The organism is Chitinophaga horti (assembly GCF_022867795.2).
Taxonomy (GTDB): domain Bacteria; phylum Bacteroidota; class Bacteroidia; order Chitinophagales; family Chitinophagaceae; genus Chitinophaga; species Chitinophaga horti.
The window spans coordinates 1,608,417-1,628,952 of record NZ_CP107006.1; the positions used below are offsets into that span (position 1 = coordinate 1,608,417).

General features: G+C 48.8%; 18 protein-coding genes. 15 read left to right on the forward strand and 3 right to left on the reverse strand.

The window, feature by feature from the left end; genetic code table 11:
* Positions 1–4 precede the first annotated feature (4 nt).
* The 15 genes from MKQ68_RS06620 to MKQ68_RS06690 all read left to right on the forward strand — a co-directional run bounded on the left by MKQ68_RS06620 (position 5) and on the right by MKQ68_RS06690 (position 15,285).
* Positions 5–907, forward strand: coding sequence for a serine hydrolase (locus MKQ68_RS06620; protein ID WP_264282606.1), 903 nt, complete (start codon positions 5–7; stop codon positions 905–907).
* A 527-nt stretch (positions 908–1,434) separates the two neighbouring features.
* The gene (locus tag MKQ68_RS06625; RefSeq protein WP_264282607.1) at positions 1,435–1,989 is read left to right on the forward strand and encodes a peroxiredoxin; all 555 of its coding nucleotides are present in this window, start codon (positions 1,435–1,437) and stop codon (positions 1,987–1,989) included.
* Between the two features lie 63 nt (positions 1,990–2,052).
* A complete protein-coding gene (locus MKQ68_RS06630; RefSeq protein WP_244840210.1) occupies positions 2,053–2,643 on the forward strand; it encodes a carboxymuconolactone decarboxylase family protein in 591 nt (196 codons plus the stop codon).
* A 157-nt stretch (positions 2,644–2,800) separates the two neighbouring features.
* Positions 2,801–3,037 (forward strand): 50S ribosomal protein L28, encoded by a 237-nt coding sequence (rpmB, locus tag MKQ68_RS06635; protein WP_264282608.1) that lies wholly within the window; start codon positions 2,801–2,803, stop codon positions 3,035–3,037.
* A gap of 29 nt (positions 3,038–3,066) precedes the next feature.
* The gene (gene rpmG / locus MKQ68_RS06640) at positions 3,067–3,249 is read left to right on the forward strand and encodes a 50S ribosomal protein L33 (RefSeq protein ID WP_149837928.1); all 183 of its coding nucleotides are present in this window, start codon (positions 3,067–3,069) and stop codon (positions 3,247–3,249) included.
* Between the two features lie 97 nt (positions 3,250–3,346).
* A complete protein-coding gene (locus MKQ68_RS06645; RefSeq protein ID WP_244840211.1) occupies positions 3,347–3,520 on the forward strand; it encodes a DUF4295 family protein in 174 nt (57 codons plus the stop codon).
* A gap of 89 nt (positions 3,521–3,609) precedes the next feature.
* Positions 3,610–4,569 carry a signal recognition particle-docking protein FtsY gene (ftsY, locus tag MKQ68_RS06650; protein ID WP_264282609.1) on the forward strand — a complete coding sequence of 320 codons (960 nt, stop codon included), beginning with the start codon at positions 3,610–3,612 and terminating at the stop codon, positions 4,567–4,569.
* Between the two features lie 238 nt (positions 4,570–4,807).
* On the forward strand, positions 4,808–5,683 hold the full coding sequence (locus MKQ68_RS06655; protein WP_264282610.1) for a cupin-like domain-containing protein: 876 nt from the start codon (positions 4,808–4,810) through the stop codon (positions 5,681–5,683).
* A 176-nt stretch (positions 5,684–5,859) separates the two neighbouring features.
* Entirely contained in the window at positions 5,860–7,167 is a 1,308-nt protein-coding gene (gene rimO, locus MKQ68_RS06660; protein WP_264282611.1) for a 30S ribosomal protein S12 methylthiotransferase RimO, read from the forward strand.
* Positions 7,168–7,245: 78 nt separating this feature from the next.
* The gene (locus tag MKQ68_RS06665; protein WP_264282612.1) at positions 7,246–9,018 is read left to right on the forward strand and encodes a DEAD/DEAH box helicase; all 1,773 of its coding nucleotides are present in this window, start codon (positions 7,246–7,248) and stop codon (positions 9,016–9,018) included.
* A 126-nt stretch (positions 9,019–9,144) separates the two neighbouring features.
* Entirely contained in the window at positions 9,145–11,421 is a 2,277-nt protein-coding gene (gene glgB, locus MKQ68_RS06670) for a 1,4-alpha-glucan branching protein GlgB (protein ID WP_264282613.1), read from the forward strand.
* A gap of 98 nt (positions 11,422–11,519) precedes the next feature.
* A complete protein-coding gene (locus MKQ68_RS06675) occupies positions 11,520–11,675 on the forward strand; it encodes a lmo0937 family membrane protein (RefSeq protein ID WP_244840221.1) in 156 nt (51 codons plus the stop codon).
* A 268-nt stretch (positions 11,676–11,943) separates the two neighbouring features.
* A complete protein-coding gene (locus MKQ68_RS06680; protein ID WP_264282614.1) occupies positions 11,944–12,840 on the forward strand; it encodes a DUF4382 domain-containing protein in 897 nt (298 codons plus the stop codon).
* Between the two features lie 122 nt (positions 12,841–12,962).
* Entirely contained in the window at positions 12,963–13,553 is a 591-nt protein-coding gene (locus MKQ68_RS06685) for a toxin-antitoxin system YwqK family antitoxin (RefSeq protein WP_264282615.1), read from the forward strand.
* Positions 13,554–13,830: 277 nt separating this feature from the next.
* Positions 13,831–15,285 carry a HAMP domain-containing histidine kinase gene (locus MKQ68_RS06690; RefSeq protein WP_264282616.1) on the forward strand — a complete coding sequence of 485 codons (1,455 nt, stop codon included), beginning with the start codon at positions 13,831–13,833 and terminating at the stop codon, positions 15,283–15,285.
* Between the two features lie 2 nt (positions 15,286–15,287).
* On the opposite strand, the gene MKQ68_RS06695 is transcribed toward MKQ68_RS06690, so the two are convergent.
* The 3 genes from MKQ68_RS06695 to MKQ68_RS06705 all read right to left on the reverse strand — a co-directional run bounded on the left by MKQ68_RS06695 (position 15,288) and on the right by MKQ68_RS06705 (position 20,532).
* Positions 15,288–16,511: a sterol desaturase family protein gene (locus tag MKQ68_RS06695; RefSeq protein WP_264282617.1), complete on the reverse strand. Its 1,224-nt coding sequence runs from the start codon at positions 16,509–16,511 to the stop codon at positions 15,288–15,290.
* A 413-nt stretch (positions 16,512–16,924) separates the two neighbouring features.
* Positions 16,925–19,318, reverse strand: coding sequence for a glycoside hydrolase family 31 protein (locus tag MKQ68_RS06700; RefSeq protein ID WP_264282618.1), 2,394 nt, complete (start codon positions 19,316–19,318; stop codon positions 16,925–16,927).
* Positions 19,319–19,506: 188 nt separating this feature from the next.
* Positions 19,507–20,532 (reverse strand): WD40/YVTN/BNR-like repeat-containing protein, encoded by a 1,026-nt coding sequence (locus tag MKQ68_RS06705; protein WP_264282619.1) that lies wholly within the window; start codon positions 20,530–20,532, stop codon positions 19,507–19,509.
* Positions 20,533–20,536: the final 4 nt, after the last annotated feature.

Sequence of the window (20,536 nt, forward strand, 5' to 3'; positions counted from 1 at the left end):
CATCATGAGAACACAACTCCTTTGCCTGTTACTGCTGGCCACTCTGCCCGCCTTCGCCCAGAAAGAAGATAAACAGCTCTACGCCAAACTGAAGCCCCTGCTGGATGCGCATCGCGGTGTAGCGGGCGTGTATGTACATCATCTGAAGAAGAACAAATTCGTCGCCATTAATGCAGATACAGTATTTCCTACGGCCAGTATGATCAAAACGCCGATCGCCATCGGGGTGTTCGATAAGATCGCGAAGGGGGAGTTGCAGTATGATTCGTTACTGGAATACAAAGATTCGTTGTTGTACGCCGGGGAAGACATTCTCGGATCGTTTAAGAGCGGGGAGAAGATCGCCCTGAATAAAGTGATGATGCTGATGCTGACCATGAGCGACAACACCGCCAGCCTGTGGCTGCAGTCCCTGGCCGGTGGGGGGACGGCGATCAATGCCTGGTTGGAGGGGCAGGGTTTTGTGCATACCCGCGTGAACTCCCGCACGCCCGGCAGGCGCGATAACCAGCGGGTGTATGGCTGGGGGCAAACCTCACCGCGGGAAATGGCAACGCTGATGGAAATGATCTACACCGGCAAAGTGATTTCCCCGGTCATCAGCGATCGCATCTACCGAAACCTTACCCGGAACTTCTGGGATGCGCAGGGTTTACAGCAGGTGCCAAAGCAGGTGAGAACGGCGTCCAAGAACGGGGCGGTAGACGAGTCGCGGTCGGAGGTGATTATGGTGAACGCGCCGCATGGGGATTATGTGTATTGCATTATCACGAAGGAAAATAAGGACCAGCGATGGGCTAAAAACAACGAAGCCCTCGTGTTACTGAGGGCAGTCGGCTTTACGATCTGGGGTCATTATGAGAAAGGCAGCAAATGGACGCCCATCCCCATTGGAGAACAGTTTTAAAACGGTACAATTGTGCCCGCCGCGATTACGTTATGTTGGCTGTATATCATGCGTTGATGTGCAGCCCTCTTTTTGTGTAAAAAAGTAATGTAAACATAAGCGCTGTGACTAGATGAACAGGTCCCTGGTGGCGTCAAATTCATCATGTTTGCCGATACTGTTTTTGATAAACGGGATCAGAGCAAGGCCAATCGTAAGTACAACAAAAAGTGCATTTCTAAGTTTCATATCCGGTCGATTTAATTCGTTGTCTACTTATAACTAAATAACGTGCCAAAAGGTTATGGGTTAACCAGTTTTGGGATTAATTTTTATTAATATTTTAAATCTACGATACGTGCCTGCAACTCTACTTCATACTGGGCGCGGCTTACTATAGTTTAATCTATCAGAAATTAAATCGATATAGATTTTATTTATAGCCTTAGCTATAAAATCGATTTGATTATAATAAGCGTATTTGGGACTTTTGCACCCGGAAAAACGAATTAACGACCGTTAAAAAATCAATAAACCGAGATAGTAACATGAAAAATGCAGTTGTTTCTGTAGGTGCACAATTCCCTGAGTTCAAAAAGAAGGCAGTTGTTTCCATCGAGAAAGGTAAAGAGTTTTACGACATTTCATCTGAAGAGATCCGCTCTTCCGGCAAATGGATGGTGATGTTCTGGTGGCCGAAAGATTTCACTTTTGTTTGTCCTACCGAGATTGCCGAATTCAACAATCACTTCCAGGACTTTTCTGACCGCGACGCGATCCTGATCGGTGCTTCTACTGACAGCGAGTTTGTACACGCTGCGTGGAGAAGAGATCATGAAGACCTGCGTGGCCTGAAATTCCCAATGCTGGCTGACACTTCTAAATCACTGGCTGCTGAACTGGGCATCCTGGAAGCAGAAGAGAAAATTGCTTACCGCGCTACTTTCATCGTAGACCCGCAAGGTATTGTACGCTGGACTTCTGTATACGACCTGAACGTAGGCCGTAACGTGAAAGAAGTGATCCGTGTACTGGATGCGCTGCAAACAGACGAGCTGTGCCCCTGCAACTGGCAGAAAGGCGAAGCTACCCTTACAGCTTAATCTTTTTAAAGCCGGTGGTACTTGCCACCGGCTTTTCTTCACCCGAAAAATAGAATCAATAATATGTTTGCAACAACTAACCAAGACACTGCCCAGCAACTTTTACAGGTGGTTGGCTTGTCGGGTATGGCTTTGCCTGCCCAGCTGGATAAACTGGCCGCTACCGATGCGCGGTACCTGAAAGACCTGAAGATCAACGTAACCAATGCTTTGGAGGCCCAAACGCTGACGAAGAAAGAAGCTTACCTGATCGGCCTGTCTGTGGCGATGAACGAGAAGCTCGGTGCTTTACAGGCAGCTTTTGAAAAACTGGCCATTGAGGCAGGCGCTACCGATAAAGAAGTAGCCGAAGCGATCAGCTGCACCTCCCTGATGAATGCCAATAACGTGTATTACCGTTTCCGTCACTTCGTAAACAAGGAGTTTTATACCAATGCACCAGCCGGCATCCGGATGAGCATTATGGCTAACCCGGTTCTCGGAAAAGAGTTTTTCGAGCTGCTGAGCCTCGTAGTATCTGCCCTTAACGGTTGCGAAATGTGTGTGACTTCGCACGAGGAAGCCCTGCTGAAACATGGTACAGCCCAGCAAAGGGTAGCCGATGCAGTAAGATTAGGCGCCGTAATTAAAAGCCTCGTAGTTGTGCTGGCGTAAGCTACCACGGCCGTTTTGTAAGGAAATTATGTCTAAACAATAGTGCAAAACTGTCTAATTTATTAGACGGCTCTCTTTTTTGTGAATAAATAGACTTTTTATAATTTGCTATTTTCCCAAAAGAGTGCGACATTTGCAGTCCAAAATTTTAAGAAACATGGCAAGAGTATGTCAGGTGACGGGAAAGAAGCCTATTACGGGTCATCACGTATCTTTCTCTAACATCAAAACTAAGAGAAGGTTTCTGCCCAATCTGCAGAAAAAACGTTTCTTCCTCGCAGAAGAGGATCGCTGGATCACAATGAAAGTATCTGCTGATGCTTTGAGAACTATCAACAAGAGAGGTTTATACGTAGTGGTAAAAGAACTGCGTGCGGCTGGCCAGCAAATCTAGTTTAGTAGATAATTTAACATTTATACGAAATGGCAAAAAAAGGTAACAGGGTGCAAGTGATACTGGAATGCACAGAGCATAAAACCTCTGGTCAACCCGGTACTTCTCGTTACATCACCAACAAGAACAAGAAAAATACTCCTGAGCGTCTGGAGTTGAAAAAGTACAACCCGATCCTGAGAAAGGTAACTGTACACAAAGAAATTAAATAAGGTCAAAACTTAATTGACTGGCTGTTAATCGTTTAAGAACTACGATTAGCGCTTGACGATTGACAACCTTAACAATTAACGACTAATTCTATACAAGATGGCAAAACAAGCATCAAAGAACTCGAAAGTAAAAGATGCCAAAGCGGCTGCGGAATCTAAAGTGTGGACGAAAGTGATCAAAGCTGTGCGTTCTCCTAAATCCGGCGCTTATACTTTTAAAGACCAGATTATCCACAAGGATAAAGTTCAGGAGTTTTTCAATCAGAAGTAATTCGGCTTTACTAATCATACTGCACGAAAGCTGTCCGTTCATAGGGACGGCTTTTTGTGTTTTTCCGTTAACCATCAACTTTTGAATCGATGAGTTTTTTTAATAAACTCTTTTCCCGCGAAAAGAAAGAGAGCCTGGACCAAGGGTTACAGAAGACCAAAGAGAGTTTCTTAAGCAAGATAGGTCGCGCCATCGCTGGTAAGTCTACCGTAGACGCCGAAGTGCTGGACAACCTGGAGGAAGCATTGATAGGAGCAGACGTGGGCGTGGAAACAACGGTGAAAATCATCAACCGCATCGAAGAGCGTGTGTCGAAAGACAAATACATGAACACGAGCGAGTTGAACCGCATATTACAGGAGGAAGTAGCTGCCTTGCTGGTAGACGCTCCGGATTCCGGGTTCCGCGACTTTGCCACGCCCTCCGGCAAAAAGCCTTATGTAATCATGGTGGTTGGGGTTAACGGAGTAGGCAAGACCACTACCATCGGTAAACTGGCTTACAACTTTAAAAAAGCAGGGAAATCGGTGTTGCTGGGTGCTGCGGATACGTTCCGCGCCGCGGCGGTAGACCAGCTCACGATCTGGAGCGACCGCGTAGGTGTGCCCATCGTAAAACAGCAAATGGGCTCCGATCCGGGTGCTGTGGCCTTTGATACGGTACAAAGCGGCGTAGCCCGCGATGTGGACGTGATCATCATCGACACCGCCGGTCGCCTGCACAACAAAATTCACCTGATGGAAGAGCTGAGCAAGATCAAACGGGTAATGAACAAGATCATTCCCGATGCACCACATGAAGTGTTGCTCGTGCTCGACGGCTCTACCGGTCAGAACGCGCTGGAACAGGCGCGCCAGTTTACAGCGGCTACGGAGGTAACCTCCCTGGCTATCACCAAGCTGGACGGTACCGCTAAAGGCGGCGTGGTGCTCGCCATTGCGAACCAGTTCAAGATCCCCGTAAAATACATCGGCATCGGCGAAAAGATGGAAGACCTGCAGGTATTTGACCGTACCGAATTTGTTGATTCGCTGTTTAGTGTGAAATAAGATTATCAAGCTATAAATAGAACGGCCGCCTGTACCACAGGCGGCCGTTTTTATGGGCAGCAGCGAAATTGCTGCTGAAGAGTGCGACGCAACGGGGGCTGAAGAAAGGAGAAAAGCTGATGCCCTGATAATTATCCACTTGCAATGCACACTCCTGCAATTACTGCGCGTTGAAAAGCTCAATTTCTTAAATTTGATCTTGCAAAATTGTTTCACTCCCACTATTCCACCATAATTTATGCAGATCAAAGAAATAGACCGCGTGGCAGATATTAGCCCGGAAGCGTTCAGAAAGGATTATTATGAGAAAAAGAAGCCCCTTATTATTACCGGGTTGGCCGATAAATGGGCAGCAAAGAACAAGTGGACCTGGGAACATTTCAAGTCGGCGGTCGGCGACAAACAAGTAGGCGTTTACAATAACGAAAGGGCGGGAGCGAAGGTGCTGGTAAATGGGGCTGACGATTACATCCCTTTCGGCGATTACCTGGACATGGTGCAGAAGGGGCCGGTGGAACTGCGCATCTTCCTGTTCAACATTTTTCAACACGCGCCCCAGCTGGTAAACGACTTTCGCTGGCCCGACCAGCTGATGAAAGGGTTCCTGAAAAAGTACCCTATGCTATTCGTCGGCGGGCAGGGCTCCGTAGCTCATATGCACTATGACATCGACCTCAGTCATATTATGCATACCCAGTTTATCGGGCGCAAAAAGGTATTGCTGCTGGGCAACGACCAGTCGGACCTCATTTACCGCATGCCATTTACAGTGGAGAGCGCAGCCAGCTTTGTGAAATGGTACGAAAGGCTGGATACCGAAAAGTTCCCCGCCATTAATTACGCCCAGGCGTATACCACCACCCTGGAACATGGCGAAACCATGTTTATGCCGGCCGGTTACTGGCATCACATGGAATATATTGAACCCGGTTTTGCGATGAGCCTGAGAGCGATGGACGATACCCTGGGCGGTAAGATCAACGGGCTGTATCACTTGCTGGGCTTGAGAAACATGAATAATTTGCTCATCAAAATGGCCCCCGAATGGTGGTACCATTATAAGCGCCGCGTGGCAAAACAGAGGGCCGAAAAAGCCATGGCCCGCCTGGCTTAATAAATAATTAACTTGGTTTACCAAATTAATGCTTAACTTTGCGACTTCCTCAGCCACACTAAGGCAAGTCACATTAACAACGGTAAGTCTGCCGTTTTCGCATTTCGTGTCTGCGTCTTCGTAGTGGTAACGGTTACCAGGAGCTATCCTGCAACCGGGACTTAAAAACAGCGCTTTTGAAGACGAGAACATTACAGAAAGATAAGGTTAATATTATTACGCTTGGTTGTTCCAAGAACATGGTGGATTCAGAAGTTTTAAGCGGTCAGCTTAAGGCCAATGACATTGATGTAGTGCATGAAAGCACGAAAAAGGACCACAACATCGTAGTCGTAAATACCTGTGGATTTATTGATAAGGCCAAGGAAGAATCTATTAACACGATACTGGACCAGGTAAACCTTAAAAAGAAGGGTAAACTGGACAAGGTATACGTAACGGGCTGTCTTAGCGAACGTTACCGCGGTGATCTTGAATCGGAGATACCGGAGGTAGACGCCTGGTTCGGCACGATGGAACTGCCTTTGATCCTGAAACGATTTGACGCGGATTACAAATCGGAACTGATCGGCGAGCGTTTGCTCAGTACACCATCACACTACGCTTATCTCAAGATCGCAGAAGGTTGTAACCGCACCTGCGCATTTTGTGCCATCCCGATGATGCGCGGCACGCACGTTTCGCGCCCGATCGAACAGCTGGTAGCAGAAGCGGAGAAGCTGGTACGTTCTGGTGTAAAAGAGATCATGCTGATTGCACAGGAACTGACCTATTATGGCCTGGACCTGTACAAAAAGCGCCGCCTGGGCGACCTGATGAACGCCCTGGCAGACGTGAAAGGATTAGAATGGATTCGTTTACACTATGCTTATCCCACCAAGTTTCCGATGGAGATACTGGAGGTGATGAAGCAGCGAGATAACATCTGTAATTACCTGGACATGCCCCTGCAACACATCGCTGATCCGATGCTGAAGGCCATGAAAAGGCAGATTACCCGCCAGGAGATATTAGACCTGGTGAAATCTATCCGCGAACAGGTACCGGGCATCTGCCTGCGTACGACGCTGATCACTGGTTTTCCCGGTGAAACGCTGGAGGATGTGGAAGATGTAAAACGGTTTTTAGAGGAAGTGCGTTTCGACAGGGTGGGGGTATTTACCTACAGCCACGAAGAAGGCACCAGCGCTTACGAACTGGAGGATAACATTCCTGCAGAAGAGAAAGAGCGCCGGGCGCAGGATATCATGGAAACGCAACAGGAAATTTCATTAGAGAAAAATCAGGAAAAAGTCGGCAAAGTGTTCCGCGTGATCGTGGACAAGAAAGAGTCCGGCCGTTACCTGGCACGTACTGAGTTTGATTCGGTAGAGGTAGATAATGAGGTAATCATTAGTACCGACAGGAAGCTGAAGCCGGGCGAGTTCGTGAACGTGCGAATTACAAAAGCATTTGACTACGACCTGGAAGGAGAGCTCGTTTAGAACGTCCGGGTTGATATTATCACCAAACGGCGTGGAGCCGTTGCAATTAACAGGCGAAGGAAGCCTGCTTTACACAAGATGACAACATTTGAATCATTAGGGCTGAAGGAGCCCATTTTACAGGCTATTCAGGACCTGGGTTTCGTATCTCCAACACCAATTCAGGAGAAAGCAATTCCAGTACTGTTGGGCGGAGACAGGGATTTCGTGGGACTGGCCCAGACCGGTACCGGTAAAACCGCCGCATTTGGCCTGCCCCTGCTGCACCAGCTGGAAGTAAAGTCCAAGTTCCCACAGGGCTTGATACTTTGTCCGACCCGCGAACTCTGCCTGCAGATCGCGAACGACCTTAAAAACTTTTCCAAACACTTAGGCGATATCAATATCGTAGCCGTATATGGTGGCGCCAACATCGGTTTGCAACTGCGTGAACTGAAAAGAGGTGCACACATCGTAGTAGCTACACCCGGCCGCCTGCTCGACATTATCGAGCGTAAAGCGGTAAACTTCGAACAGGTACGTTACGCTGTACTGGACGAGGCGGATGAAATGCTGAACATGGGCTTCCAGGAAGACATCAACAGCATCCTGTCCAACACGCCGGAAGAGAAAACCACCTGGCTGTTTTCTGCCACTATGCCGAACGAAGTTCGCCGCATTGCGCAGAAGTACATGGAAGATCCGTTCGAACTGACCGTTGGCGGTAAAAATACCGGTAACGCGAACATCGAGCACGAATACTATGTAGTACGTCCCCGCGAAAAATACGCAGCGCTGAAACGTATCGTAGACTTCAATCCGGAGATCTTCGGCATCGTATTTACCCGTACCAAGATCGAGTCGCAGGAAATTGCGGAATCACTGATCAAAGACGGTTACAATGCAGACGCCCTGCACGGCGACCTTACCCAGCAGCAGCGCGATAAAGTGATGAAACGCTTCCGCGAAAAATCACTGCAGGTACTGGTAGCTACCGACGTAGCGGCGCGTGGTATCGACGTTGACAATGTAACACACGTTATCAACTACGAACTGCCCGATGATGTAGAGAACTATACCCACCGTAGCGGCCGTACCGCGAGGGCTGGTCGTTCCGGCGTATCTATCGCCATCATCAGCGGTCGCGATACCGGTAAGATCCGCCAGATCGAGCGCGTGATCGGTAAAAAGTTCATCAAAGCAGAAGTGCCCGATGGCTTCGCCGTTTGCGAAAAACAACTGTTCGGCCTCGTACACCGTGTACACAACGTAGTGGTAAACGAAGAGCAGATCGATCCGTACATGGAGCGCATCAACGAAGAATTTAAAGATATGACCAAGGAAGAACTGATCAAACGATTCGCTTCCCTGGAATTTAACGAGTTCCTCGAATACTACCAGGACGCTCCGGACTTGAACGTGAAGGAAGAACGCCGCACAGCTGGCGACGGTAATACCATGAGAGGTGGTGCCGGCAAGTTCACCCGCCTGTTCATCAACCTGGGATCTGTAGACGATTTTACCCGTGGCGATATGCTGCGCTTCCTGTGCGACAGCACCGGCATCCGTGGTAACAAAATCGGCCGCATCGATCTGAAAGGTGTTTACTCTTTCTTCGAAGTGGAAAACGATGAAGTAAGCAAAGTATACGAAAGCTTCAAAAAGCTGGATTACAACGGTCGTACCGTACGCATTGAAATGTCGCAGGACAGCAATGGTGGCGGCGGCGGCGAGAAACGTAAGTTCAGCCCACGCTCCGAAAGCGGTGGATTCCGTAAAGGCTGGCAAGGTGGCGAAAGCTCCGGCAGCCGCGGCTTCCGCGAAAAACGTGAATACGGTTCACGTCCGGCTTATAAAGGTAAAAAAGCCTAGTACTTAATATCAGTTATTGGCTCCGTGTTTGCTAAGGTTTTATTACCAAAGCAGGCACGGAGTTTTTTTATGCCCTGCTTTAAGGTGAATTATTTATCTTGTATCAAACCCAATTCAAAACACCTCATGGCGACAGCAAAAAAGAAGGCATCGGCCGAAGAACAGGCAACACCGGCGACGGAGAAGAAGGCTACCCCGAAAAAAGCAGCAGCTAAACCTGCAGCAACATCCACTGATGGGGAGGAGCCGGTAAAAAAGCGGAGTGTTGCGAAGAAGGCGGCCGATGGTGAAGGAAAGGTGAGCGCGGCAAAAAAGAAGAAGGCTGTGCAGGTGGAAAGTGTAGAAGTGACGGTGAGCGAAACAGCTTCAGAGGCTGGGATTGATGGTGCTGCCAGGAAGAAGAAGGCGGCGCCCAAGGCAAAGAAGACTGCTACTATCACTCCTTCTGAAACCAACGCAGCCTTGTCCGAAACGCCAACCACCTTCCGCGAACTGGGCGCTGTAGAACCCTTTACGCTGTTTTCTGCAAAAGATATTGAATTGTTCCAGGCAGGCCGCCATTACGGGCTGTACGAAAAATTTGGCGCACACGCCGTAACCTACGAAGGCGTGGAAGGCACCTACTTCGCCGTTTGGGCACCATCTGCCGCATTTGTGTCGGTAGTAGGAGAATTCAACGACTGGACGCCACATACACATACATTATTGCCCCGTTGGGATAACTCCGGCATCTGGGAAGGGTTTGTTCCCAATGTAAAACAAGGGCAACTTTATAAATATTTTATCCGTGCCGAATCAGGCGAGGAGTTATGGAAGGGAGATCCGTTCGCCCGTTACTGGGAAGTTCGTCCTAAAACCGCTTCCATTACTTATGAAGCCGGTTACAAATGGAAAGATAAGAAGTGGATGGACGGCCGTGCACAGAAGAACAGCCTGAAAAGTCCGTACACCGTTTACGAAGTACACCTGGGCTCGTGGCGCAAACCCGATCCTAATGAAGCCGAGGTGTTTTACACCTATGGCGAGATCGCCGAGAAACTGGTGCCTTATGTGAAGGAGATGGGTTTTACCCATGTGGAACTGATGCCGATCAGCGAACATCCTTTCGATGGCTCCTGGGGCTATCAGCAAACAGGTTACTATGCACCGACCTCCCGTTACGGCACGCCGGACGAGTTCATGGCCTTTGTAGATGCCTTTCACCAGGCAGGCATTGGCGTTATCCTCGATTGGGTGGCCTCGCACTTTCCATATGACGACCACGGCCTGTTCCGCTTCGACGGTTCGCACGTGTACGAGTATGCGGACATGCGCAAAGGTTATCACCCGGACTGGAATAGTTATGTATTTAACTACGCCCGTGGGGAAGTACGTTCGTTCCTGGGGAGCAACGCCCTCTATTGGCTCGACAGGTTTCATGTGGACGGGCTGCGCGTCGATGCCGTGGCCTCTATGATCCACCTGAACTACTCGCGTAAAGAAGGCACCTGGGAGCCGAATGAACATGGCGGACCGGAGAACCTGGAGGCCATCACCTTTCTGAAGGAACTGAACGAAGAAATATATGGGCGCTTTCCGGACGTGCAGACCATTGCCGAAGAATCTACCAACTTCTACGGCGTGTCCCGTCCCGTGTTCCTGGGCGGCTTAGGTTTTGGTATGAAATGGATGATGGGTTGGATGAACGATACCCTCGACTACTTCAAAAGAGATCCTTACTTACGTAAATACTACCAGGACCACTTCACCTTTAGCCTGATGTATGCATACAGCGAGAACTTTATGCTGCCGTTAAGCCACGATGAAGTAGTACATGGTAAGTCGCCGATGCTGTACAAAATGCCTGGCGACGACTGGCAGAAGTGTGCGAACCTGCGGTTGTTGTATGCTTACATGTACACCCATCCCGGCACCAAACTGCTGTTCATGGGCGACGAGTTTGGGCAAACCACCGAATGGAATTACAAAACAGAATTGAACTGGCAGCTGCTCGAACATAAAACACACAAAGGCATTCAACAGTTCGTGAAAGATATTAATCACCTGTACACCGGTACGCCCGCACTGTATCAAACCCAGTTCGACGTAGCAGGCTTTGAATGGATTGGCCTTAGCGACCGCGATAACAGCGTGATCGTTTACGCACGTAAGGGGGAAAGCGATAAAGAAGTATTGCTGGTGGTGCTGAACATGATGCCGAATGCCCATGAGGAATATGCCATTGGCGTGCCCTGGTCGCGGAAGTGGAAAGAAGTGCTGAACAGTGATGATGCTAAATATTATGGTAGCGGCGTAGTGAATACCGGTCCGATTGAATCATATGAAGAAACGTATAACGGTCAGCCTTACACGATAAAACTGAGAGTGCCGCCTTTGGGGGCAACGATACTCAAACTGCAATAAGAGAAGCCCCGGCAATGCCGGGGTTTTTTATTCTCCGCCGTTACAACGCATCAACTTTGGAACAAAGATTGTAATACGAATAGTAAAACCTCAACACTATGGGCAACCTGCTTTACCTTATCGCTGTGATTCTTGTGCTGCTCTGGATATTTGGCTATTTCTTCAACGGCTTCGGAACACCGGGCGGACTGATTCACATCTTACTTGTTATCGCTGTTATTGCAATTTTATTAAGGATCATCCGAAGGGCATAATATGCTGAGATAGAACGTGATTTAAATTGATGATTGTAATCAATGAACCATATCTTTTATCCATTTGAGAAAACTGGAAAAAAAAGTTAGCGCTTTGTTAAACCTTTCCCTATTCCAACCATCTAACCTCGCGTAAACATGATAAGGCTAAGTTTGGTATATGTACAATAACCAACTGCTTTTCATCGTTTTACGGTACTATTTAACCATAACTTTAGTTGCTAGTTTTAATTGATTTAAAATTCCTAATCTTAAAACCTTGGCATTTATGAAAAACTTAGCGCGCAGGATAGTTGCGTCCGTACTCGGCGTGGCGGCACTATCGACGATTATCTGGTCTTGTTCCAAAGACGACTCAGCCTCCAGTGAACGCATCGGCGCCAACCAGCAAAGACTACAAGTGTACCTTACGGATGATCCCGGGCTATTTGACCAGGTATTCATCGACATCCGCAATGTGGAAGTGTTAGTAGATACCTGCAGCAGCGACGACGATGACGATCGTTGGGACAAACATAGCCGCTGCTGGTGGGACGATGGTCGTTGGGACCGTAAAAAAGACACTTGTAAAGTATGGGACACCCTGGCCATCCGCTCCGGTATTTATGACATCCTGAGCTTCCGTAACGGTGTGGACACCCTCTTTGCGAACGGTGTTGTACCAAAAGGCACCGTGAAGAAGATCCGCATCACCATTGGTAACAATAACTCCCTGGTAAAAGACAGTGTTACTTATCCACTTAAAACCGTTACCGGCGAAACGAAACTGATCGTGAACATCCGCGGCGACGAGTGGGAAGAATATTCACCTGACCAGTTACGCCTGTGGCTCGACTTTGACGTAAGCCGTTCTATTGTGGAAGTGAGGAGAGGTACCTTCGTGCTGAAGCCGTACATATTGGTATGGACGCCTAAGGTGACAGGCAGCCTGTCCGGAAAAGTAACCCCGGCCGACGCCTTCCCGGTAATTACCGTATGGAACACCGCCGACACCTTGTACGCACTGCCGACCAAACGCGGCGACTTCAAGATACGCGGGTTGAAAGAAGGCAGCTACAGCCTGTTCGTAAATGCAGGCAACGGCTACCGCGATACGACGCTAACCGGCATAGAAATCAAACGGAACAAGGAAACAAAAGTACCGTCCATCACACTCCGTAAATAAATCTCTTTCATAATAATAAGAGCAAGGCCGGTTGATGCTATCAGCCGGCCTTGCCATTTACGTAAGTGCTGTTATGTTTTCTCCGCTATTATCTCTAACTTGTTATTAAATCCTATTCCTGAATGAAGAAACTATTCGTAGTCATCGTGCTGCAGTGCGTTGTGTTGTACGGCATGGCGCAGGGTAAAATTAACCAGATCGATCAGAAAAACCAGAAACAAGGCTCATGGGTCGAACAGGTGCCGGAATTGAGAGGCGAACCAGGCTTCAGCTGGGAAGGCACTTACCGCAATAACCGCAAAGAAGGCGTCTGGAAAAAGTACACTACTACCGGTACTTTGATCGCCGAAGAAACATATAAGAACAACGTGTTGAACGGTCCGGCGAAGTACTATTTCAGTACCGGCAAACTAAACTCCAGTGGCAGCTTTGTTGCTACCGATATTGATGGGCAGAAGGACACGATTCGCGTGATCGATCCGCAAACGAATGAGGAGAAAGAAATAGAGATCGTGCGGCAGGGCAACCCAGTAATGCACGGGTCCTGGAGAGTTTATGATGAAGAAACGGGCAAGTATGTAACGCAGTATTACCAGTTCGGGGAGATTGCGGAAGCGCCTGCGGACACAACGCAGCAGCCAGCCGCTAAACCAAAGAGTACGGCTTTACCGCACGAACAAAAGTCAGCTTTACCGAAGAAGAAAAAACAATAATTATACGCTACCTACAACTATTTCCCCAAGGACCGGCAAGCGGAGTGTAAAGCTCCTGCTTTGTTTATCAGACACATAGAAAAATGCATCGGAAAAGATGCGGAATTACCAGATTTTGATCAATCCGCCCGGGCGGAAGTTTACGTAAGTACATTGGTTTTACGGCAGGTGCTGCAGTACCCCCGTATGTTGACTGATATTAGCTTGAGCTTTCGACTTACAGTGTTGAAATAAATCTTGATCCCTGCATCTATCTGTTAATCTTCAACTTTGTTACATGGGTGTTGATCTACTCCAAAATTTAAAGACCTGGCGCGACCGTATTTACGGCCTGGGCGTGCTGGATACTTACAGCAAAGAAGACGGTCGTCGTATCCGCGTAGTAAACGTTATTGCTGCTGTTACATCGATCCTCGTAGCGATCTACGGCATTGTTTTTTTCCTGATCAGCCGCAACCAGATTATTCTTTGGCCGGCCATCGCCTGCACTCCGATGTTCTGGGGCATCTTATTACTGAATCATAAACGCCGCTACGATGCCGCCCGTTTCGGATTGCTGGGTATCTTTTCATTCATCATGCTGTATTACGGCAGCATCCTGAGTAAAGAGGCCGATGTACAGGTGCTGGCGATATTTATTATCAGCATCACAGTACTGATGTCTAAGCCAGATGGGGACAAGCTTCCGCGTGGATCTGCGATGGTCATACCATTCATTTTCCTGATCGTGGTGGAACTGGGGTATAAGTATAACTGGGGCTTCTTTGGCTTAAAAGCACCGATGACCGCCGAGGTATTGGAAATGTATCGCTGGCTGATCATTCCTATCGTGGTAGTATTGAACTACCTGGTTGTAAGCCTTTACCAGAAAGGGATAGAAGATCTGCTGGTAACGCTGCGCAACCGCAACAACACCTTACGCAAAAGCCGCGACGAGAACCAGAAACAAAAGAAACAACTGCAGGTGAATAGCGAAAAACTCGCAGAAGAAGTAAAGGCCCGCACCGCAGAACTCGACCGTGCCAATCAATCCAAAGCCATCTTTATTTCCGAGCTCAGTAACGAGATCAGCGGACCGTTGCAAGGTATCCTGGAAGTGACACGGCAACTGTCAGACCCGGCCTCTGGTGGCAGGATTACACCACAACAATTACGGAGCATCCGCGCTAACAGCGATGAACTGCAACAGCTGATCCGCAACGTGCACCACCTGTCCGAAATGGAGGAAGGGAAGGCTACACAACTACATCTGCGTCCGTTCGAAATAAAAGCATGGCTGGATGATGCGATACGGTATTACAGCCAGGATGCACGCAGGCAGTCTGTCGAACTATTGAAAGAAATAGACCCACGTTTTCCATCCGCGGTGATCACCGATCCCGATGTGTTGGGCGATGTGATACATCATGTACTTTCCAACGCCGTTAAATTTACCGAAGCCCATAAAAGCGTGCGTATACGTGGTTTTATGAACGCCGGCAAACTGTTCATACAAATATGTGATCAGGGTACAGGCATTGCGATGGATAAGATACCTTCCCTCTTCCGTCCGTTTGACCAGGGCGACCGGGAGATTTGCCGTAAGTATGGCGGTAGCGGCTTTGGTCTGGCCATTGCTAAACGCCAGATAGAGCTACTTGGCGGCGACCTGCAAATCAGCAGCACGCTGGGCGAGGGAACCAACTTCCTGATCAGCTGGCCGGCGAATGTACCGGCCAGGGTAGGCGTGTGAGCTTAACGATTCACCCGTTGGTAAAGTATTCTGTCGAATCGCTGTTGCAGTGTTCTGAAATACAGCGTTACCAGTAATATCGCGAACACTACGGTGCCCACCGCATACAGGTGCGGGAAGTAGAAAATGAGGGCTGCCAGTATGACGAGCATCCTTGTATACTCCAGGTAGAAGATCCATTTACGCTGTTCCAGTATCGCGCCGGTATTCACCAGGCTGAGAAGAATGAAGAGCACCGATAAGGCCGCCAGTCCGTGCGGAATGGCCTTTTCGAAAAGCACCGTGAAGAACAGCAGTACGAGGCTGAGCGTCGTTTGGGCAATGATATATACACGTTGAAACTTCGTGTTCTTCGCTTTTGCCGGCGCGAACAGCCATTTCTGCTCCAGCTCCGGACGAATGTTCCCGTCAATATCATCCGGCTTGCCGAACACTACTTTCCACTTTGCGCGAAAGCCTTTTGCCCGGCGGAATGCCGTAAACAATTCCAGTGCAAAATGAAACTGCTGCCAAAGGAAGCTGTAGCTCTTTAAAGGCGTAGTAAGGCCGAATACACACTTCACATCCTCTTTCTCTTTTACGAACGTACCAAACAACTTATCCCAGATGATAAACACATCGCCATAGTTTTTATCTAGATACACTTCATTGGATGAGTGATGCACGCGATGATGCGAAGGCGTTACCATAAAGTACTCCAGGATGCCCAGTTTGCCAATAGTTTGCGTGTGAATGAAGAACGGGTAAAGTCCATGTACGAGCAGCAGCGAAGTGATCATCGCCGGCGGAAACCCGATAAACGGCAACACCGCCCAGAACAATGATCTTATCACCGCCTGAAACACAGTAATGCGTGCAGATACGGTGTAATTGAAGTCTTCACTCTGGTGATGCACTACATGCGCCGCCCAAAGGATGTTTACTTCATGTGCAAGGCGGTGGTACCAGTACCAGATGAAGTCGGTGAAGAGCAACAGCGCCACCCAGGTCGCCCAGTGCGGCTTAATGTCGAAGAGCGCAAAGTGTTCATGTATATAGGCGAAAAAGAAGTAAAAGATGCCGGTGGTAAACACGTCGAGCAGGCGCTCGGCAATGCCCACGTTGATATTAGCCACCGATTCTGCGAACTGGAAATAGTTCTTACCGGTTTTACGGGCCAACAAATATTCAACTCCCATGAATAGTAAAAAGCCTATGATCGCAAAGGCGAGTAGGTTTAGTTCCATTAGTCTACAGGTTTTATGGACAAATATAGAATAATCAGGAAATAAGCAAAATATTATTTGATGGGGGAGCGGGGAGTTGAGCAGGGCGTATAGTCTGTAAATTGCGCTGGCGCTGGTTATGAGGGGACAGATGGCATTGTCTGCTGAATGAAAGCGGCTTAGCTGGCGCTGGTATGAGAGGACAGGTGGTATCTCAAATGAACAGCCGCTGCTGGTTATGCAAGAAAGCGGTCGTTATCAACCAAATGAAAAGCCGCTGCTTTGGCGCTGGTTAAAGTAGGAAAGCGAGCGTTATCTGCCGAACGAAAAGCCGCTGTTTTGGCCTGGTTATAGAAGGTCAGCGGACATTATCTGCAAATGAAAAGCGGCTGCTTACCTCGTAAACAGCCGCTTTTTTACTTTGTATTCCGTAATTAACGGATCACTAATTCTTCGAATTTACGTTCGAGCACCAGCTCTACGACGCCGTTTTTAACATCGGTCGCTTTCAGGGCGTGGCTAACGCCATCCAGCACATACTCTTTTGGCGTAAACGGCAGGCCGTGTACGAATACGTGGTGGTTACGGTAGCTGGCATTGTATCTGCCCACAAACTTCTTCTTCAGCCTGAACTGTTTCTTATCGGAACCCTGTTTAAAGCGAACCAGGTTATACTGACCGTTTTTATAGCCATAGTGGTCGCCGGCATCTTCATACAAAATGCTGTGCGTTACTTCTTCGCCGAAGTATACGTGCAGGATCATCTCTTCAAACTCTTTCTCACCCACATATTGCATCGGCGGATAGTGGGTTACCACCGCACCGGCTTTCACGAACAAAGGCATTTCTTCAAGAGGAGTATCGATGGTGATGAGTTGTTTGCCTTCGAAGTGTTTATCGTTGAAATAGTAATACCAGTTGCCTTCAGGCAGGTATACCTCTTTCTGCTTAAGGCCGGCTTCGTGTACGTGGCTGATGAGCAGCGAGTCGCCCATCATGAACTCGTGGTTGCGGTCATGTGTATTCGGATCTTTCTGCGATACGAAGGCCAGTGGGCGCAGCATAGGCGTTCCGTAAGCGGCGTATTGCCAGAATGTAGTATACAAATAAGGAAGCAGGCTATAACGGAGCTGGATAAACTTTTTAACAATCGCCTCGTATTCTTCACCAAAGCTCCATGGGTCCTGGTCGAAGTTGGTTTCGTTGCTCGCGCTATGGGTACGCATCAGTGGGTGGAAGGCGCCGAGTTGTATCCAGCGGGTGTACAGTTCGCCATCCGGCTCGCCGATAAAACCACCAATATCGCTGCCAGCGAACGAAATGCCCGAAACGGACAGGCGCTGACATTGTACGGAAGCCAGCCACAGGTGTTCCCAGGTAGAACAGTTGTCGCCCGTCCATACGGAACTCCAGCGCTGTGCACCGGAATAGGCAGAGCGGGTTATAACGAACGGCCTGCGCGGCATCAGGTGCTTCTTCAAACCAGCCGCGGTAGCCTTACTCATGAGATGGCCGTACACGTTATGCGCCTTACGGTGACTCACATCTTCGCCATCGTAATCGTGGCGAACGTCTTCGGGGAAGGAACCGATCTCGAATACGGCCGGTTCGTTCATATCGTTCCAAACGCCGCGCACGCCTGCTTCGGTAAGGCCACGGAATAATCCGGCCCACCAGTCGCGCACTTTGGGATCGGTAAAGTCGGGGAATACACATTTGCCCGGCCATACATCGCCTTCCATCGGCGCACCGTCGGCACGTTTACAGGCAAAGTCGTTTTTGATCAGTTCCTGGTAAATCTCGTAATCAGGATCGGATTTAATACCCGGGTCAATGATCACTACCATTTTATAACCATCGTCGGCCAGGCCTTTAATAAACTTCTCGGGTTCGGGGAAGCCTTCTTTACTCCAGGTGAAGCAACGGAAGCCCTCCATATAGTCGATGTCCAGGTACAGCGCATCGCAGGGAATCTGACGTTTACGGAACTGGGCAGCTATTTCTTGTACTTTTGTATCCGGGTAATAACTCCAGCGGCATTGGTGATAACCGAGCGCCCACAGAGGCGGCAGTTCAGCGGAGCCGGTGATGCGCGTGTAAGCTTCCGCCACCTGCATCAGTTCTGGCCCGTAAATAAAGTAGTAGTTCATCTCGCCACCTCTTGCCCAAAAGCTGCATACATCTTCGCGTTCTTTACCGAAGTCGAACAGCGTGCGGAACGTATTATCGAAGAAGATGCCGTAGCCAATACCGTGGTGCAACCCGTAGTAGAAGGGGATGTTGCGGTACAGCGGATCTGTATCCTTCAGGTAGCCGTAAGCGTCCGTACCATAATTCTCCACTCTTTTCCCGCGGAGGTTCAGTTCCGTAGGCTTATCTCCCAAACCATAAAAGCATTCGCCTTCCTGGATCAGTTTAGTATTATAGATGATCTTTCCGCCTTTAGACAGGTAATACTGCCAGTGAAAGCCCATTTCATCCTGGTTGATGATGCGGCCTTCGAGGTCGGTGATGGTTTTGCGGAGGTTATCACGGGCGATGAAGATGCGAACGGCGGAAGTGTAGATCTCGAATGTTTCTTCCCACTCGCGGATGCCGAAATCTACCGGTGATTCTTCCAGTTTTTCGGTAACGCCGTAGGAGAAATCGCGTTGAAACTTACCATCGGCCGCATACCGGAACCGGATGATTTTGTCTGAAACTACCCTCACTTCGAGGATCGTTTCTGTAGTATAGAAATAAAAATAGTTTCCTTCTTTTTTCCATGACTTGATTACGTCTGGGTAGTGCTTAACTGAGTATTTACCTGATGAGGTGGTAATCTGCATAATTCACATTTTCTAAAGTCCCGGCATCAATACTGATACATATTGCGGGCGAAATTAATAAAAATCTGTGTCGTGACGTTTTCGTAGGTGCCTTCTACAACTAAATTACAGCATTGGCCATGTTTATGCAAATATTATCTTATTTATTAACAAGTACTTTTTACCGGCCGACGACCCGCGAATGACTGTTATTTCGACAATAATATTGCGATACGGCCATTTGAACCCGCCAGAAACACCTTTTCACCTTGTTTTGCCCGCCTGGCGGTATGGTAGCCTTCCCTCGAAATATTATGCCAATGTATACCCCCGTTCTCGGAAATATCGGTGCCCGAAGTACCGGTAGCGATTAACATTTGAGGGCGAATATACTCTACCGCCGACCGGAAACCCAGCGGGGGCGTAGATGGAGCGTCCCAGGTAGCACCGCCATCTTTCGTCATAAAACAATTATTGGTGCGAATGGTATCTTTTTGATAGTCGCCCCCCACGGCAATGCCCCTACGGTCATTTGAGAAAGCGATGGAAAAGGCGCCAGTGCTCGGCTGGCCTTGTATGAGAGGGGTCGGATGTACCGTCCAGCTGCTGCCGTTAAAAACAAACAGGCGTGAAGCCGCACCGCCAGACACAAAACAGAAACTTTTTGGTCCAAGCGTGCGGATCGTTGTACCGCTGGCCGCGAAACTGGCCTCTCCCTCACGGGCGGGTGGCGTTTTAACCGCAAATGGTTGCCAGGTTTCTCCACCATCTGCCGTTTGCAACAAAGTGAATACGCCGTTCAGCGGATCGCCAACGGCAATGCCTTCCCGGTCGTTCCAGAAGTCCATGCCGTCATAAAAAATGCCTTTGGTATTATTGAAGTACACCTTGCGCCAGGTGTGTCCGCCGTCTTTCGTTAAGAAGATATGTGTAGGTTCGCCGGCATTGATAATGATGGCTTTCGTGGCACTGAACGCTTCAATGTCGCGCCAGTCACAGGAGTCGCATCCGTTTACTTTCATCCATTTCCATTCTTTGCCACCATCGGTGCTGCGGCCTACCATGCCCTGGCTGCCCGACACCCACACCACAGAATCACTCACTACACTCAGCCCGCGAATACTGCTGATGGGCGCTTTCATAAGGGGCTGAATACTGTAAGTGGTTTGTTGGCCTCTCGTTTGCAGCACACATATCAACATCAAAATAAACAAGTAAGGGATACCCGGTTTCATAAGT

Excerpts from the sequence above, each read along its gene's own strand:
- rpmG (WP_149837928.1), top strand. The coding sequence starts at position 3,067 with ATGGCAAAAAAAGGTAACAGGGTGCAAGTGATACTGGAATGCACAGAG.
- MKQ68_RS06630 (WP_244840210.1), top strand. The coding sequence starts at position 2,053 with ATGTTTGCAACAACTAACCAAGACACTGCCCAGCAACTTTTACAGGTG.
- glgB (WP_264282613.1), top strand. The coding sequence starts at position 9,145 with ATGGCGACAGCAAAAAAGAAGGCATCGGCCGAAGAACAGGCAACACCG.
- MKQ68_RS06675 (WP_244840221.1), top strand. The coding sequence starts at position 11,520 with ATGGGCAACCTGCTTTACCTTATCGCTGTGATTCTTGTGCTGCTCTGG.
- MKQ68_RS06625 (WP_264282607.1), top strand. The coding sequence starts at position 1,435 with ATGAAAAATGCAGTTGTTTCTGTAGGTGCACAATTCCCTGAGTTCAAA.
- MKQ68_RS06695 (WP_264282617.1), bottom strand. The coding sequence starts at position 16,511 with ATGGAACTAAACCTACTCGCCTTTGCGATCATAGGCTTTTTACTATTC.
- MKQ68_RS06705 (WP_264282619.1), bottom strand. The coding sequence starts at position 20,532 with ATGAAACCGGGTATCCCTTACTTGTTTATTTTGATGTTGATATGTGTG.
- MKQ68_RS06655 (WP_264282610.1), top strand. The coding sequence starts at position 4,808 with ATGCAGATCAAAGAAATAGACCGCGTGGCAGATATTAGCCCGGAAGCG.
- MKQ68_RS06645 (WP_244840211.1), top strand. The coding sequence starts at position 3,347 with ATGGCAAAACAAGCATCAAAGAACTCGAAAGTAAAAGATGCCAAAGCG.
- MKQ68_RS06690 (WP_264282616.1), top strand. The coding sequence starts at position 13,831 with ATGGGTGTTGATCTACTCCAAAATTTAAAGACCTGGCGCGACCGTATT.
- MKQ68_RS06680 (WP_264282614.1), top strand. The coding sequence starts at position 11,944 with ATGAAAAACTTAGCGCGCAGGATAGTTGCGTCCGTACTCGGCGTGGCG.
- rpmB (WP_264282608.1), top strand. The coding sequence starts at position 2,801 with ATGGCAAGAGTATGTCAGGTGACGGGAAAGAAGCCTATTACGGGTCAT.
- MKQ68_RS06665 (WP_264282612.1), top strand. The coding sequence starts at position 7,246 with ATGACAACATTTGAATCATTAGGGCTGAAGGAGCCCATTTTACAGGCT.
- MKQ68_RS06620 (WP_264282606.1), top strand. The coding sequence starts at position 5 with ATGAGAACACAACTCCTTTGCCTGTTACTGCTGGCCACTCTGCCCGCC.
- MKQ68_RS06700 (WP_264282618.1), bottom strand. The coding sequence starts at position 19,318 with ATGCAGATTACCACCTCATCAGGTAAATACTCAGTTAAGCACTACCCA.
- MKQ68_RS06685 (WP_264282615.1), top strand. The coding sequence starts at position 12,963 with ATGAAGAAACTATTCGTAGTCATCGTGCTGCAGTGCGTTGTGTTGTAC.
- ftsY (WP_264282609.1), top strand. The coding sequence starts at position 3,610 with ATGAGTTTTTTTAATAAACTCTTTTCCCGCGAAAAGAAAGAGAGCCTG.